The following is a 15,420-nucleotide window of genomic DNA, read 5'->3' as shown; positions in this document are numbered from 1 at the left end:
AGGACGACAATCATGACCGAGACTTTCCGCCTGTCCGGCCTTGCCCGGCCCGAAGATGCGCGCGCGATGCTCGATATGGCCGCCGAGCACTTCGCCGACCATGCCGATGTCACAAGAACCGGTGACTGCGTGACGATTGCCGGCGAGGGCGGCGAGGCGGTGATATCGCTGGACGGCAACCAGTTGCGGATCGCGCTTGCGGCGGAAAGCGCCGCAAGGCTGCAATTGTTGCGCACCATGCTCGCCGAGCACCTGTTCTATTTCGCCGGCGGGGAGGCGTTGGAATTGTCATGGTCCGATCCGCCTCCGCCCGCCGTTCCCCCGAACCTGCATGAGGTGCGGGTCGTCGCCACCGAAACCGTCACGCCGCACATGCTGCGGGTGAAATTCGTCTGCGCCGATCTGACGCCGTTCGTCGGCGGCAACATGCATGTCCGTCTGCTGGTGCCGCCAAAAGGCCGGGAGCCGGTCTGGCCGGTGATCGGAGAAGACGGACGGATCAAATGGCCGGAGGGCGAGGATGCGTTGCTGATCCGGGTCTATACGATCCGCTTCGTCGATATCGAACGCGGCGAAGTCTGGGTCGATTTCCTTCAGCACCCGGCCCCGGGCATTGCCACGCCGGGCGCCGATTTCGCTCGCGATGCAAAGCCCGGCGACCGGGCGGCGTTTCTCGGCCCCGGCGGCGGCGGCGTTCCCGAGGCAGAACACATTTTCCTTGCCGGCGACGAGGCCGCCCTTCCCGCGATCGCCCGTATCGCCGAGGAGGCGCCGGCCGGAACGAAGTTGACGGCGATCATCGTGGTGGAAAGCGCTTCGGAGGAACAGGCAATCGGCGGGGCGGCCGAACTCGACCTCACCTGGCTGCATCGCTCGTCCGCCGGAACCGAGGGACTGGCGCAAACCATCCACCATGCACTCGCCGACCTCGACAGCGAAACCTTCGTCTGGATCGCCTGCGAGAAAAGCGACATCCGCGATATCCGCGCGCTCCTGAAAAATCGGCAGCACGACCGGAAGAAAATGTATGTTGCCTGGTACTGGGATCGCGACAGTGACGACGTGCGCTGATACCCCACAAGCCAGACAACAGATCAGCCAGTAGAGAATCTTCCGCGCCTCATTGTGCAGACGGAAGCGAAAGGGCGGGCGCCGGCTGTGCAGGAATCGGGTGTCCGGAAACTAGGATTTTCCTTATCCCATTGATCTCCAATTCAAGGAGAATACTCATGGGAATTCTAGAGAATAAAGTTGCAATTATCACCGGTGCGTCTTCTGGCATAGGGCGGGCCGCCGCTTTGTTGTTTAGCGCGGAAGGCGCGAGCGTCGTTTTGAACGCACGAGGCAAATCGTCTTTGGAGAGCGTGGCGAAACGGATTGAGGAGAGGGGGGGACGCGCGCATCTGGTTGCCGGAGATGTTGCCTCATCCGACACACACGAGGAGCTGGTCGCAGCAGCTACGACGGTTTTCGGTGGGCTTGATATTGCCTTCAACAATGCCGGGACGGTTGGGGCGATGAAACCGATCGCAGACATGACGGCTGATGAATGGCATCAAACCATTTCCACAAACCTCACGGCGGCTTTCCTTGGAAGCCGTTTCCAGATACCGGCAATGCTCGAACGCGGTGGCGGCTCGATCATTTTCACGTCGAGCTTCGTTGGGACGAGCGTGGGACTTCCCGGCATGGGAGCTTACGCAGCGGCCAAGGCTGGATTAATGGGTTTGGTCAAAGCCATTGCTGCCGATTATGGAGCCATGCATATCCGTTCAAATGCACTTCTCCCCGGTGGCACGGACACCGGCATGGCGGGTGACCAATCGCAAAAGGAATGGGCCGCCGGTCTCCACGCTATGAAACGCATAGCTCAGCCGGAAGAAATTGCGCAGGCCGCGCTCTTCCTCGCAGGCCCGGGATCGAGTTTTGTTACAGGTTCAGCGCTTTTTGCCGATGGCGGAAATTCAGCCGTCAAGTGATGCTGCCCTGATTTCCCACGGCCGAACGGCCCGACGTGGCGCGGTCGTTCAGCGCGATAGGGCAGGCGGCGCCATGCTCTCGCGCGTGATCAGCCGGCTTGGAACGACAGTGCAGCTCGCTGGCGTCGGTGGGCCGTTTTCGATAGCCTCAAGCAGCAAGGCGGCCGCCGCCTGGCCCATCTCCTCCACCGGCTGCTCAATCGTCGAAAGCGGCGGCGTGCAGAAGGCGCAGACAGGGGAGCCGTCGAAGGAAACGACCGAGACGTCCTCCGGAATGCGCAAGCCAAGCTTGCGGATGCCGCTCATGAAGGAAATCGCCATGTCGTCGCTGGTCGCGATCACCGCCGTCGGTCGGTTTTCGAGCGCTTCGAAATCGGCGACGCCCTCAAGGCCGATTCTGAAGCCCTGCTGATAGTCGAGGCTGCCTCCCGAGCGCACCACCGCGTCTTCGCCAAGGCCCGCCTCGGCCAATGCCTCGACGACGCCCGCATAGCGCTCCACGTCGTGATAATTGCCCTCGGGCCCGGCCAGGTAGAAGAACCGCCTGTGACCCAGTCCGACCAGTTCGCGGGATACCGCGCGAACGGCCGCGCGATCATTGGTGACGACGCTCGGCGTGCCGGCGTCGCTCATGTCCAGAAGCATCGAGACGACCGGCAGCCCCGCCTGCGCAAGCGAGCGGCCGTCGACTTCCGGCAATTTCGAGGACAGGATGATGACGCCGCGCGCCGTGCCGCCGAAGGCGAGGTCGAGAATGTAGCGTTCCGAGGTCTCGTCGCGATCGAGGTTGGCGATCATCAGATTGTAGCCGGCCTTGATCAGCGACTTGTTGATGCTCTGCAGGACCTGCGGAATGATCTGCGACGCGCCGTAGTAGAGCGATCCGGGAAGGATAATCATGATGGTGTTGGGCTTGCCGACCCTGAGAGATCGCGCCATGGCGTTCGGCGTGTAGCCCAGTTGCTTGGCCGCGGCATCGATCTTCGCGCGCGTCTTTTCGTTGACGCGTCCGGGATTGGCAAGCGCGCGGCTGACCGTCGAAATTGCCACGCCCGCAAGCCGGGCGACATCCGCCATCAGCGGACCTGACGGCTCGTCCTGAGTCACATTGTCTTTTCTGTTCAATTCTGTTGCCTCCCAGACATTTGCGTCATGGTGCCCAATCCGCCCGGAAGCTTATAGCAAACGTTTGCCAAAAAGCACTTGCAATAAATATAGGCTTGATTATTATCTAGCCATGGCAATCGTTTGCCATTTCGCAACATTTTGAAATTGCTGTATTTTATTATGCGGGATACGTTTTCCGCAAACCATGCAGCATGCCTAGAAACTGGAGCAGCCATGACTTCCCGCGACGGACTCCGCTTTGGCGTTGACCTGGTGACCTTCTTCCATCCTGGCTTTTGGAACGTCCCCGATCACGAGGCTGTCATCAGCTATGCCCGCGAGGCGCCGCGCGCCTTCTGGGACCGGATACTCGACAGCGTTCAGTCCTCCGGCGTGACAGGCGTCGAGCTTACCTTCTCGCCTTTCAACTGGCAGGATGCGATCAAGACCTACGGCTCGGTCGAGGGTTTTGCGGAGGCTCTTTCCGGACGCGGGCTGACGCTTTGCAGCGGGTTTTTCGCCGAGCTCGAGGCGGCCGGGGATTTCACCCGTCCGGAGGCGCAGGAAGCGATCATCGACAAGGCCGAGCGCTATGCCGACTTCCTGAAGGCCTGCGGCAGCGACATCATGGTCATCGGCGCGCCCTTGCGGCAGACGCCGGGCGCACAGCCGGCCATGTTTCACGACCTTGACCGCGCGAAGGCGATCGCCGATTTCCTGAACCGGCTTGGCGCGACCCTTCTTGCCCGCGGCGTGCGCCTTGCGGTTCACACCGAGGCGCATTCCATTTTCGCCGCCGCGCGCGACGTCGACCTGATGATGCTGCTGACCGATCCGGCCTATGTGCACATGTGCCCGGACACCGCCCACATCATCCTCGCCGGTTCCGATCCGATCCAAGTCGTCGATCGTCATCATGAGCGCATGATCATCGCGCACTGGAAGGATGCGATCGGGCCGATGCCCTCCGAAACGCCGATTGACGAGCATATCCACGATCGCCATCGCCCCTATTTTTGCGGTTTCGGCCTGGGCCGGGTGGACTGGCCCGCCTGGATCCGCCTTCTCCGCGATCGCAATTTCGAAGGATGGGCAATCCTCGAACTCGATGCCGCTCCGGATCCCGTGCGCGACATCGCCGGCGGGCTGACGCTCGTCCGGCAGGCGCTCCTGCCAATCTATCGCTGACATCAAAACGACCGGAGAAGCCGCGACAAACGGCCCCGAACCAAAACAGAAGAGGTGGAACAATGATCGACACAACCAGACTATTACTCGCAAGCGTAGCACTAGCCGCGACATTTGCCGCAGCCCAGGCGCAGGAAGCGCCAAAGGCGGAGGTTTTCAGCTCGTGGACGTCGGGTGGCGAGGGACGCGCGCTGCAGGCGATCAAGAGCGAATTCGAAAAACGCGGCGGCACGTGGGAAAATTCCTCGATCGCCGGATTTGAAAATGCCAATGCCGCGTTCCAGAACCGACTGGTGGCCGGCGACCCGCCGACCGTCAAACAGCTTATCGTCGGAAAGGATCCCGCGGAGTTCATCGCGCTTGGGCTGATGACCCCGATCGACGACGTCGCGACCGCCGGAAACTGGGATGCCGTGCTGCCCAAGGCGCTGTCGGACTACATCACCTATGACGGCAAGACCTACCTTGCGCCGACCGGCATTCACGGCGAGAGCTGGATGTTCTACTCCAAGGCCGCCTTTGAGGCGGCCGGCATCACCGAAGAGCCAACGACCTGGGACGCGTTCTTCGCCGATATGGACAAGCTCGCGGCGGCCGGCCTCGTGCCGATCGCGTGGGGTGGCCAGGCCTGGCAGGAAACCAAGGTTTTCAACATGGTCCTGCTGTCTCAGGTCGGTCTTGACGGTTTCCTCAAGATTTACGCCGATGGCGATCAGGAGGTGCTGGCTTCGGACGGCGTTCGAAACACGCTCGAGATCTTCGGCAGAATGCGCGATTATGTCGATGAAGGTTCGCCGGGGCGCAACTGGAACGATGCCACTGCCATGGTGATTACCGGCAAGGCCGGCGTCCAGTTCATGGGCGACTGGGCCAAGGGCGAGTTCACGACGGCCGGACAGGTGCCGGGCGAAGATTTCGGCTGCGCCTTTTCGCCGGCAACGCCGGGCATGATCTACATCGGCGACGCCTTCGGCTTCCCCAAGGTTTCCGACCCGAACGGCGAGGCGGCCCAGAAACTGATCGCGGAAGTGGTGATGGACCCTGCCGTGCAGGTGGAGTTCAGCCTCAACAAGGGCTCCATTCCGGCGCGGACCGATCTCGATGCGTCGCTGTTCGACATGTGCACCCAGAAGGGCATGGCGATGATGGCCGAGGGCAAGATCGTGCCTGAGCATGCGATCACGCTCACGCCGGAGGCGGTGGGCATGCTGACGGATTTCGTCGGCGAGTTCTGGAGCGATCCGTCGCCCGATATCGATGATGCGGTCGCGCAGTTCTCGGCGGTCTTCGAGTAACGCCCGGACATGAATGTCTGACATCGCGCCAAAGGCCTCGCCGCTCCCGGACGGTCGCTGTCTGATCGGCCGGGCGTGCGGGCCGGGCGGCGATCCGTCGCCTTCGGCATGGCATGGCATGGCGGGCGACAACCGCATCGATAGAGAACAACCGATGAAACGCAAACACCCCTTCGCCGCCTATGTTGCGCTGTCGCCGACATGGCTGGCCGTGATCCTGGTCTATATCGGCACGATGGTCTGGTCCGTGCGCCTTTCGTTCACGGATTCCCGGCTGTTTCCGTCATCGAACTATGTCGGCTTCGCGCAATACGAAAAGCTGTTTTCATCCAGCAAATGGCTGACGGCGTTGCAGAATCTGGTGATTTTCGGCGTGCTCTACGTCGTTGGCTGTCTGGTCCTGGGGTTTCTGCTGGCCGCCGCGCTCGACCGCAAGGTCCGTTTCGAAAACGCCTTTCGAACCATTTTCCTTTACCCCTACGCCATGTCCTTCATCGTGACCGGCCTTGTCTGGCAATGGCTGGCAAACCCGATATTCGGCCTGCAGGCCAGCGTCAACGCGCTTGGCTGGGAGAGCTTCCGGTTCGACTGGCTGACCTCGCGCGAGATGGCGATCTACGCGGTCGTCGTCGCCGGCGTCTGGCAGGGGGCGGGGCTGGTCATGGTGCTGGCGCTGGCCGGCATGCGCGGCGTCGACGGAGAGCAATGGCGGGCGGCGAGGATTGACGGCATTCCCGTCTGGCGGGTCTACGTGTCTATCGTCCTGCCGCAGCTTGGTCCGGTGCTCGCGGCTGCCGGCACGCTCCTGACGATGGGGGTGATCAAGACCTATGACCTTGTGGTCGCGCTCACCAATGGCGGGCCGGGATCGGCCACCGAGGTGCCCGCCAAGTTCATCATGGACAATCTGTTTCAGCGGCAGAATCTGGGGCTTGCCACGGCTGCCGCCACGTCGCTTCTTCTGATGGTTGTCATCATCGTCGCACCCTTTCGCTATGCCCAGACAATCAGCGCCCGACGCAAGGCAGGTACGCTATGACCCACCCCCGCGGGCCAAGGCCAGGTCACATGACGGCAGGCCGCATCGGCCTCTACCTGTTCCTGCTGAGCGCCGTGCTGTTTTTCGCCGTGCCGCTTTACGTCATGATCGTCACATCCCTGAAAACCATGGACGAAATCCGTCTCGGCCAGATATTCGCCCTGCCGCGTCACTTCGATCTGTCGGCCTGGATCACGGCCTGGACGGCTGCCTGCACCGGAACGGAATGTGAAGGCATCCGCGTCGGTTTCTGGAACTCCGTCAGGATCACCATCCCCGCGGTCGCCATTTCGGTTTTCGTCGGCGCCGTCAACGGCTATGCACTGTCGTTCTGGCGGGTGCGGGGATCGAAGCTTCTGTTTACGCTGCTGATGGCCGGCGCCCTGATACCCTATCAGGTGTTCCTTTATCCGCTGGTGCGCGCAATGGCCACGCTCGGCCTCTACAACTCCCTCGGCGGCATCATACTGGTGCATGTGCTTTTCGGCCTGCCGCTGGTCACGCTTCTGTTCCGCAACTATTTCGTGACGATCCCCGAAGAACTGTTCAAGGCCGCGCGCGTCGATGGCGCCGGTTTCTGGCGCATCCTGCTCGAGATCATGCTGCCGATGGCCGTTCCGATGATCGTCGTTGCATCGATGTTTCAGTTCACCGGCATCTGGAACGATTTCCTGCTCGGCCTGGTCTTTGCCGGCCGGGACAATCTTCCGATGACGATTGAGCTCAACAACATCGTCAACACCACCACCGGCGAACGCCTCTACAACGTCAACATGGCGGCCACCATGCTCACCGCGCTCGTGCCGCTGGCGATTTATTTTCTCTCCGGCCGCTGGTTCGTGCGCGGCATCGCCGCCGGCGCCGTCAAAGGATAAGGCTCAATCATGGAAACCGCTGTTTCAGTCAGGGATTTGAAGATCGCCTATGGCGACCACACGGTCATCGAGGAATTGTCGATCGATATCGCCCGTCGCGAGTTTCTCGTTCTGCTCGGCCCTTCCGGCTGCGGCAAGTCAACGCTGCTGAATTCGATCGCCGGGCTGCAGGATATCACCGACGGCGAGATCTGGATCCATGGCAACAATGTCACCTGGGAGGAACCCAAGGATCGCGGCATAGGCATGGTTTTCCAGTCCTATGCGCTTTATCCGCAGATGACCGTGCGCAAGAACCTGTCCTTCGGCCTGCGCGTCGCGGGTCGCCTGCCCAAGGCGGAGGTCGAGGCCCGCGTGGACCGCGCCGCGCGATTGCTCCATCTCGAAAACCTGCTGGACCGAAAGCCGTCGGAGCTTTCCGGCGGACAGCGCCAGCGCGTCGCCATCGGCCGGGCGCTTGTGCGCGAAGTCGACGTCTTTCTGTTCGATGAGCCATTGTCGAACCTCGACGCCAAACTGCGCAATGAGCTGCGTGTGGAGATCAAGAAGCTGCATCAGCAGCTCGGCAACACGATGATCTACGTTACCCACGACCAGGTGGAGGCGCTGACGCTGGCCGACCGCATCGCGATCATGCGCGACGGCGTTATCCAGCAGGTGGCCGCGCCATCGGAAATCTATCATCGTCCCGTCAATCTGTTCGTTGCCGGCTTCATCGGCGCTCCGGCGATGAATTTCATCTCCGGCAGCATCGAGCTTGCGGACGGTGGGCCGGTTTTCAACAGCCCCGATCTTTCGCTCGACCTTTCGGGCTATGCCTTCCGGGAGGGCGCGCGCGCCGGCCCGGCAACGCTCGGCTTCCGCCCGGAGCATCTCGTGATCGACGGCGCGGCGGCGGGGCTTCCCGTCATTGCCGGCCGCGTCGCTGTCGTCGAACCGATGGGCGCCGATGCGATCGTTTGGTTCGACCGGGGCGAGAACAGCCTTTCGTTCAGAACCATGGATGAGGTGACGCTGCGGCCCGGTGACGAAATCGCGCCCGGGATCGATATCGCCAGGGCGTCGCTCTTCGATGAAGCCGGACGCCGTCTTTAGATCATCGGGCGCTCAGTATGAAGCGCCCGATGATCCCGTTTCTTACCTTTGCCGCGTCGGGTTATCGAAAATCGGTGACCATCTTCGCCCGGCGCTCCAATACGCAAATACGATCGGAAATACATGTCCACCAAGATATATGATGCACTTGTGATCGGTTCCGGCGCTGCCGGGTCTTTCGCGGCAAAGGAACTGACGGAGCAGGGGCTTTCCGTCCTTCTTCTGGAGGCCGGCCGCGAAGTCGGGCCGGCGGATTTCGATCCGGACCGGAAGAAGCCGCCGGCAGGCGCCATCAATATCTGGGAGCGCATGCGCGCGACGCTGAAGGGCCAGCCGATTCAGGCGCGGGCCGCGTTCTTCACCGAGCGTCTGAGCCATTTCTTCGTCAACGATGTGAAAAATCCCTACACCACGCCGAAGGGCGAACCCTTTCTCTGGATTCGCGGACGGCAGGGCGGTGGTCGCCTTCACAGTTTCGGTCGCGTGCTGCTGCGCTGGACCGATGCGGATTTCAAGATCAGTTCGCGCACGGGCAAGGGGGCGGACTGGCCGGTTTCCTACAGCGAACTGGCCCCTTTCTACGACGAGGTCGAGCGCTGCCTCGGGCTTTACGGCAACCGGGACGATGTCGAGACGCTGCCCGACGGCATCTATTGCCGGCCCGCCATGCTGACGCCCGGCGAACAGGCCTTCAAATCCGCGGTCGAGAGCCGGTGGCCGGGCCGTCACGTGGTTTCGTGGCGCTATATCGCCCCCGATCCGGAACGGGTGCCTCGCCCCCTGCGAGAAGCGAAAGCGAGCGGCCGGCTGAGCATCCGCTACAATGCCGTCGTCCGCCGCATAATCACGGATGATGCGACCGGCCTGGCGACGGGCGTGGACTTCATCGACCGGGTCACGGGAAAGCCGGAAATCGCCCGTGGGGCCAGGGTCGTCGTCTGCGCCTCGCCCGTGGAAAGCGTCAGGCTGCTGTTGAATTCCGCCTCTTCCCGGCATCCCGATGGCCTGGGCAACGGTTCCGGCCTGCTCGGCCGCTATTTCATGGACCAGCTTCCATGCCTGGCGTTCGGCTCGTTTCCGGGCGCCAAGGGCTGGGCGCGGGACGGATCGGCTCCTGAGGATTCGTTCTACAATGCTTCCGGCGGAATATTCATACCCCGGTTCGATGAAAGCGAGCCGGCGCGCGGCGATTTCGACTATCAGGGCAGCGTCGGACGAAGCCCGGTCGGCGCGAATGAAGACGCGCAGCTCTCCTTCTTCGGCTTCGGCCGCATGCTGCCATACGCGGATAATCGCATCACGCTGGATCCGCGGCGCAAGGACGCCTGGGGCATTCCCGCGCCGCATATCCGCTGCGTCATGCACGAGGCGGAACAGGCGCTTCTCAAGCAGCAGGAGGAGACCATGGTCGACATGATCCGCGACGTCGGCGGCGAACTGGAATTCATCGGCTCGCCCTCGGGTCTGAAGGAATTCGGAAAGGGCGCGTTTCCGCAAGCCGATCCCTTCAGCCGCATGATGTTTCGTCTCTGGTTCGGCAAGACGATGCGCATGGGAGCGGCCATCCACGAAACCGGCGGCGCGCGCATGGGCGAAACCCCCGAAACATCCGTGCTCGACCCCTTCAACCGGCTCTGGGACGCGCCGAACGTTCTGGTCACGGATGCGAGCGCCTTTCCCGGCAGCGGCGTTGCCGGGACCACGCTCACGGTCATGGCATTGACGATCCGGGCCTGCCGCAACCTGGGCAGTGACGCCGGTTCGGTCAGTTCTGCGGCCCATGCCAAGAACCAGTAACGGAAGCCCATACCACCGGGCGACCTGGGAAGTCGCCTGATAAAGTCACTATACCTCCATGGAAATGAGAAAATTGGCGCCGCTGCAGCCGCTAAACAACGGATCGCTGGTCCGAGTCCCATCAAGACCTGATGCAGATAACCAGCTTGGCCGCAGTCATTTGGGATGCCCGCAAGGCGCAAATCGCGGTTGAAATGCGTGTAAACTTCGGCAGACACTGCTGCAAGCAATCATTGCTAGAGAGCCAAGCCCAAAATAGATAACAGAATTTCCTCGATGGCCGGCCCGAAAAGAAATCGGGCCGGCCAGCCCAGGCCGATGGGCTTCGATTATGCCGCCATTCACGCGGCTGTCGAATTGTGGCTCGACCGCGATGAAGGCTCGCTGAGTGATATGGTCAGGCAGGTCATGACACAGTTCCGTGTTGAAGACATCGCCACCGATTAGGATTGAGGACTCCCGGTTAAGATCGAGCCGATTGGTGTGACAGGCAGCGAAGTGAAGGCTATAAAAGGGGGAACTCGTTGCGGGGTCGAGGTTTGCCTACCCAAGCTATAAACCACTGCGTTTCGCTTCTAGATTGCTTATGGGCCGCGATTAAACGCGATATGTGGAAGCAGTAGACCGCCTCTGGAATATAGCGCGGCGCAGGGGGCGAGCGTCCGGCAAGACCGAACCGCTGACTGGGAGAAAAAATGCGATCAATCTTGGCGGCCTTTTTGATGATGACTGGGGCGGTTGCCACGGGTGCTTCGGCTGCTGAGCCGACGCAGAGCGCCGGAGTATCGAGAGGCGAACAGACCATTCTGGACTGCGTACCGGAGGCCAATGTGGACAGTTGTTGGGAGGCCGGCGTGGCGGCGGAAAAGCTCGGGGATGCGAAGGCGGCGCTCGCTGCCTATGAAGCGTCATGCAATGCGGGCTTTCAGATGGGCGGCTGTTATGAGGCCGGCAAGATCTATTTTCTGAATGTCACGCTTCGCGACTATGAAGCGGCGCGGGAGAGGATGGAAAGGGTGTGCGGCTCCGACGATGTCGGCATCGGTCCCTATGCCTGCAAATATCTGGGCATCATCTATCGCAACGGCCTCACTGGAGAGCCGCGGATCGACCGGGCCTTTGCCGAACTCTCTCGCGCATGCTTCCTGCACAATCCCGCGCCGTTCATCGACGGCAACGGGTGCGAAATCCTCGCTGACAGCATCCCCGATGCGGACGAGATGGGCGTGGATGACGAAATATGGCAGCCCGAGTATATCGCCTATCTGGCCTTCGCGATGGGCTGCAGCGACGACATGCCGGCGCTGTGCGACCGGGCGCTGGAAATCCATAGTCGGGCGGTCGCGCAATCCGCGCCTTGGCTCGGCCGTTGCGCGGAGGACGTCGAGGCCGTGGGATTTGCGGGACAATGCGAGGATTTGAGCCGGGCAGCCTCCGTTGCCGATTATGAGCAGCGCCAGGCGTTCCGCCGCCGTCTCGTGAGCATGTACCATCGCGCTACGGAATTCGCGGGATAGCGTATGAGGGAAGCAGCGGATTGCCTGCGACAGGTTTGCGGGCAAATTGAAACGGCATCTCTCGCGTTGGCCCGACGCGTGAGCGATCGGCAGCCGGGCCGCCCCAGCGAACGATCGCGGCGCTGGACGGCAAATAGGCAAGGCAAGCACTCATGAAAATACTCTCCCTGTTGTGCGGCATCCTGCTCCTCATCGGAACATTCGTGTGGTTCTCCTATTTCGTGCCCCTGGGCTGCGGGATGAACCCCACCGGATGCCGTGAAGAATTCAGCGTCTGGAGCCAGATCGGCTTCATCCATTTCTGGGCACCGATGGCCGTGGCGGCAGCAGCCATAATTTATGGAATCAGGCGGACATAAGACCGGGGCTATCGCTCAGCACTGTCGAGGACCATGCGATTTGTTCATGAGAATGCTGCGGGCTATAAGGTGCCGATGGCAGGATTCGATTTTTGCGTGGTGGTCGGATGAGGTTGGTTGTTCGCAGATTTGCGGCCGGTTTCGTTGCCGCGCTGATCGGCTTTCTCGCGCGCCTGATCACCGCCGTTCGTGGTGTCCGTCACAGCGATGAGGCCTACACCGAGCCCTGTGTCTTTTACGCCAACCACGCGAGCCATGGCGACTTCATATTGATTTGGACTGTGCTTCCGCCGGGCTTGCGGGCCGAGACCAGGCCTGTTGCAGGAGCGGACTACTGGCAAGCCTCTCGTCTGCGCCGGTTCATCGGTGTCGACGCCTTCCGGTCACTTCTGATCGCCCGAAATGGTGAGCATGCCGATATCGATCCGATCACTGCGATGGCGGAAGCGCTCGATCAGGGGTCGTCTCTGATCGTTTTTCCCGAGGGAACCCGCAACACCACCGAGGATAGATTGCTGCCGTTGAAGAGCGGCATTTTTCACCTTGCCGAAGCGCGGCCCGATGTCGACTTCGTGCCGGTCTGGATCTCCAACCTGAACAGAGTATTGCCGAAGGGGGAATTCCTGCCGGTTCCGCTGCTTTGCGTCGTTCGCTTCGGAGCGGCGCTTCGGCTTGATCCCGGGGAGAGCAAGGCGGCGTTTCTGGAAAGGGCGCGTGACCGGCTTCTGGCGCTCGCGGATGAGGACGAGCCTGTCTGCAATCGTGGAACGGAGCAGTCATGAGCACGACCGCGATCCCGGAACTCGGATACATGCTTCTGGCCGTCGGGCTTATTCTCGTCGTTGCCTCGGTCACAGGCTATGTGCTGAAACGAAAGTTTTCTCCTGACGGTGGCAATGATGCGATCGAGAACCTGAACGCCCGCATCCGCGCGTGGTGGGCCATGGTCGCGCTTCTCGGCATCGCTTTTCTCGCGGGAAAGACCGGCGTCGTTGTGCTGTTTGCGCTTCTGTCCTTCGCAGCACTCAGGGAATTCGCGACGCTGACGAACACCACGCGCGCCGACCATCGGGTTCTGCTCGCCGCTTTCTTCGTCGTCCTGCCGGTCCAGTATTATCTCGTCTGGGCAGAACGGTATGGCATCTATTCGATCTTCATTCCGGTTTACGCCTTCCTCTTTCTTCCGATCCTAGCGGTTTTGCGAGGGGATGTGGATGATTTCCTGGTGCGGATAGCGGAAACCCAGTGGGGCCTGATGATCTGCGTCTTCTGCGCGAGCCATGTCCCTGCGCTGCTCAGTCTCGACATACCCGGCTATGACGGGCGTAACATCCTGCTGATCGTGTTCCTGATCTTCGTGGTGCAGATGAGCGATGTTCTGCAATATGTCTGTGGCAAGCTTCTCGGCCGGCACAGGATCGCCCCGCGGCTATCGCCTTCCAAAACGGTCGAAGGCTTTGTCGGCGGCGTTGCGAGCGCGACGCTGATCGGCGCGCTTCTCAGCTGGATGACGCCGTTTTCCATGCTTGAGGCGGGCTTGCTCGCCTTCGCCATCGCGCTCATGGGGTTCTTTGGCGGCCTAGTCATGTCGGCCATCAAGCGCGACAGGGGCGTGAAGGACTGGGGATATCTGATCGAAGGCCATGGCGGTTTCATCGACCGGCTGGATTCGGTCGTGTTCGCGGCGCCGATTTTCTTTCATCTCGTCCGGTTCTGGTGGTCGACCAGCTAGCACGGTATTTGTCATCTGGAACGCGGCCGCCGGCAGGGCGTGTCGACAGATCGATCCAAAGAGAACCATGACGGAGGGGAATAGCCATGCCCGACCTTGAACATCGTCGGCCCCTTGCCAGCCGGCAGACGGCCTGGGCGCAAGCGACTGTCCGCATGCTTGCGAAGACGCCGATCACGCCAAACCAGGTCTCGTTTCTGAGCATGGTGATGGCGGGGATCGCCGGCCTGGCATTCGCGTTTTCCAGCGATGCGGCCGGGGCCTTGCAGATCGTCCTCTTGCTCGCAGCCGCGCTGTTTTGCCAGTTGCGCCTTCTGTGCAATCTGTTCGACGGCATGCTCGCGGTCGAGGCCGGTCGCGCGGCGGACGATGGCCCGTTCTGGAACGAGGCGCCCGATCGTGTTGCCGACACGCTCATCCTTGTCGGCGCGGGCTATGGGGCGGGCATGCCCGAGCTGGGCTGGGCGGCCGCGGCGCTTGCCATTTTCACGGCCTATCTTCGTGCCTTTGCGCAATCGCTCGGCCAGCCCGCCGATTACCGTGGCCCGATGGCAAAGCCCCAGCGGATGGCGACGCTGACGATTGCCGCATTGCTGTGTCTGACGGCACCCATGCTTGGGCTTTCCATCGGCTTCGTGCTTGAGGCAGCATTGTGGCTGATCGTCTCGCTTGCGGCGGTCACCTGCTGGCGCCGGGGAAGACGAATCCGCAAGCTGCTGCGGGCCGAGGCCCGCCAACCGCAATAGCCCGTTGAAGCGCGAAACCATGAAAGAAGGGCAGGGCGGCTGCAAGATGTTCTTGACAGGACCCAGGCAAGCGCTCTCCAGAGTCAGCCGAAGCAGTTTGCCGGCCAGCGACATGATGATGGTTTTGCCCCTGCACCGCGATTGGCGCTGTGTGCCCCGACCACGCGTGCGTGGTCGCTTCCGCCTTTCACGGACATCGGTAAACGTCTTCCGCAAGGCAGTAGGCAACGACCTTTCGGCCGACGAGGCTTTGCTCGTCTGGCGTCTTCATCCCATTATTTGACGGCCCGCTCATGGTCCTCGGCAAACTGGCGCGCGGCGAGCAGAACCGGCATCAGGGCCTGGCCGCGCTCTGTCAGGCGGTATTCCACCCGGGGAGGCGTTTCGCCGAAATCCGTTCGCAGGATCAGACCGTCCGCCTCCAGCGCGCGCAGGTGCTGGGTGAGCATCTTCTGCGACACGTCAGGCATGTCGCGCAGAAGCTGTGAGCTTCGCAACATCTCGTCGGCATAGAGGCGAAACAGGATCGGCAGTTTCCAGCGTCCGCTGATCATCCGCAGGCAACGCGTCACATGCGCAACCGCGCCATCCGCGCCAAGGCAGGCGCCTCGCTCCAGTTTGTTGACAGGCACTTTTTGGTGCGTTCTTGCGGCATCCATCGCGGCACTCCTAAATCACGGGCTCAACGTAA

16 protein-coding genes are annotated in these 15,420 nt (G+C 61.7%); 14 read left to right on the top strand and 2 right to left on the bottom strand.

Going from position 1 to position 15,420, the window contains the following annotated elements; all coding sequences use genetic code 11:
• The first annotated feature begins 12 nt into the window (after window positions 1-12).
• Window positions 13-1,071, top strand: coding sequence for a DUF2218 domain-containing protein (locus Mame_RS18585; RefSeq protein WP_018066691.1), 1,059 nt, complete (start codon window positions 13-15; stop codon window positions 1,069-1,071).
• A 158-nt stretch (window positions 1,072-1,229) separates the two neighbouring features.
• Complete coding sequence (locus Mame_RS18580; RefSeq protein ID WP_018066692.1) at window positions 1,230-1,979, top strand: SDR family oxidoreductase; 750 nt, start codon at window positions 1,230-1,232, stop codon at window positions 1,977-1,979.
• A gap of 48 nt (window positions 1,980-2,027) precedes the next feature.
• Here the strand turns inward: Mame_RS18580 and Mame_RS18575 are convergent, their stop codons facing one another.
• Window positions 2,028-3,056 (bottom strand): LacI family DNA-binding transcriptional regulator, encoded by a 1,029-nt coding sequence (locus Mame_RS18575; RefSeq protein WP_018066693.1) that lies wholly within the window; start codon window positions 3,054-3,056, stop codon window positions 2,028-2,030.
• Window positions 3,057-3,320: 264 nt separating this feature from the next.
• On the opposite strand from Mame_RS18575, the gene Mame_RS18570 reads away from it, so the two are divergent.
• From Mame_RS18570 to Mame_RS18520, 12 genes are all read left to right on the top strand, one after another.
• The gene (locus Mame_RS18570) at window positions 3,321-4,274 is read left to right on the top strand and encodes a sugar phosphate isomerase/epimerase family protein (RefSeq protein ID WP_018066694.1); all 954 of its coding nucleotides are present in this window, start codon (window positions 3,321-3,323) and stop codon (window positions 4,272-4,274) included.
• A gap of 62 nt (window positions 4,275-4,336) precedes the next feature.
• Window positions 4,337-5,569, top strand: coding sequence for an ABC transporter substrate-binding protein (locus Mame_RS18565; RefSeq protein WP_018066695.1), 1,233 nt, complete (start codon window positions 4,337-4,339; stop codon window positions 5,567-5,569).
• A gap of 154 nt (window positions 5,570-5,723) precedes the next feature.
• Entirely contained in the window at window positions 5,724-6,608 is an 885-nt protein-coding gene (locus Mame_RS18560) for a carbohydrate ABC transporter permease (protein WP_026173807.1), read from the top strand.
• Window positions 6,605-7,483 (top strand): carbohydrate ABC transporter permease, encoded by an 879-nt coding sequence (locus tag Mame_RS18555; RefSeq protein ID WP_026173808.1) that lies wholly within the window; start codon window positions 6,605-6,607, stop codon window positions 7,481-7,483. Before Mame_RS18560 ends, Mame_RS18555 begins: the two co-directional genes overlap by 4 nt.
• Window positions 7,484-7,492: 9 nt before the next feature.
• Window positions 7,493-8,578 (top strand): ABC transporter ATP-binding protein, encoded by a 1,086-nt coding sequence (locus tag Mame_RS18550; protein ID WP_026173809.1) that lies wholly within the window; start codon window positions 7,493-7,495, stop codon window positions 8,576-8,578.
• 123 nt (window positions 8,579-8,701) lie between these two features.
• On the top strand, window positions 8,702-10,375 hold the full coding sequence (locus tag Mame_RS18545) for a GMC oxidoreductase (protein ID WP_018066699.1): 1,674 nt from the start codon (window positions 8,702-8,704) through the stop codon (window positions 10,373-10,375).
• Between the two features lie 276 nt (window positions 10,376-10,651).
• Window positions 10,652-10,822: a hypothetical protein gene (locus Mame_RS26775; protein ID WP_155122149.1), complete on the top strand. Its 171-nt coding sequence runs from the start codon at window positions 10,652-10,654 to the stop codon at window positions 10,820-10,822.
• Between the two features lie 383 nt (window positions 10,823-11,205).
• Window positions 11,206-11,892, top strand: coding sequence for a hypothetical protein (locus Mame_RS18540; protein WP_155122148.1), 687 nt, complete (start codon window positions 11,206-11,208; stop codon window positions 11,890-11,892).
• A gap of 152 nt (window positions 11,893-12,044) precedes the next feature.
• On the top strand, window positions 12,045-12,251 hold the full coding sequence (locus tag Mame_RS18535) for a hypothetical protein (RefSeq protein ID WP_018066702.1): 207 nt from the start codon (window positions 12,045-12,047) through the stop codon (window positions 12,249-12,251).
• A gap of 107 nt (window positions 12,252-12,358) precedes the next feature.
• Window positions 12,359-13,033: a lysophospholipid acyltransferase family protein gene (locus Mame_RS18530; RefSeq protein WP_018066703.1), complete on the top strand. Its 675-nt coding sequence runs from the start codon at window positions 12,359-12,361 to the stop codon at window positions 13,031-13,033.
• Complete coding sequence (locus Mame_RS18525) at window positions 13,030-13,983, top strand: phosphatidate cytidylyltransferase (protein WP_018066704.1); 954 nt, start codon at window positions 13,030-13,032, stop codon at window positions 13,981-13,983. The genes Mame_RS18530 and Mame_RS18525 overlap by 4 nt, the downstream gene beginning before the upstream one ends.
• 86 nt (window positions 13,984-14,069) lie before the next feature.
• Window positions 14,070-14,729: a CDP-alcohol phosphatidyltransferase family protein gene (locus Mame_RS18520; protein WP_018066705.1), complete on the top strand. Its 660-nt coding sequence runs from the start codon at window positions 14,070-14,072 to the stop codon at window positions 14,727-14,729.
• A 275-nt stretch (window positions 14,730-15,004) separates the two neighbouring features.
• Here the strand turns inward: Mame_RS18520 and Mame_RS18515 are convergent, their stop codons facing one another.
• The gene (locus tag Mame_RS18515) at window positions 15,005-15,388 is read right to left on the bottom strand and encodes a winged helix-turn-helix transcriptional regulator (protein WP_018066706.1); all 384 of its coding nucleotides are present in this window, start codon (window positions 15,386-15,388) and stop codon (window positions 15,005-15,007) included.
• Window positions 15,389-15,420: the final 32 nt, after the last annotated feature.

The organism is Martelella mediterranea DSM 17316, from assembly GCF_002043005.1.
Taxonomy (GTDB): Bacteria; Pseudomonadota; Alphaproteobacteria; order Rhizobiales; family Rhizobiaceae; genus Martelella; species Martelella mediterranea.
The sequence above is the reverse complement of the archived record's forward strand: the minus strand, read 5'-3'. Positions and strand labels throughout refer to the sequence as shown.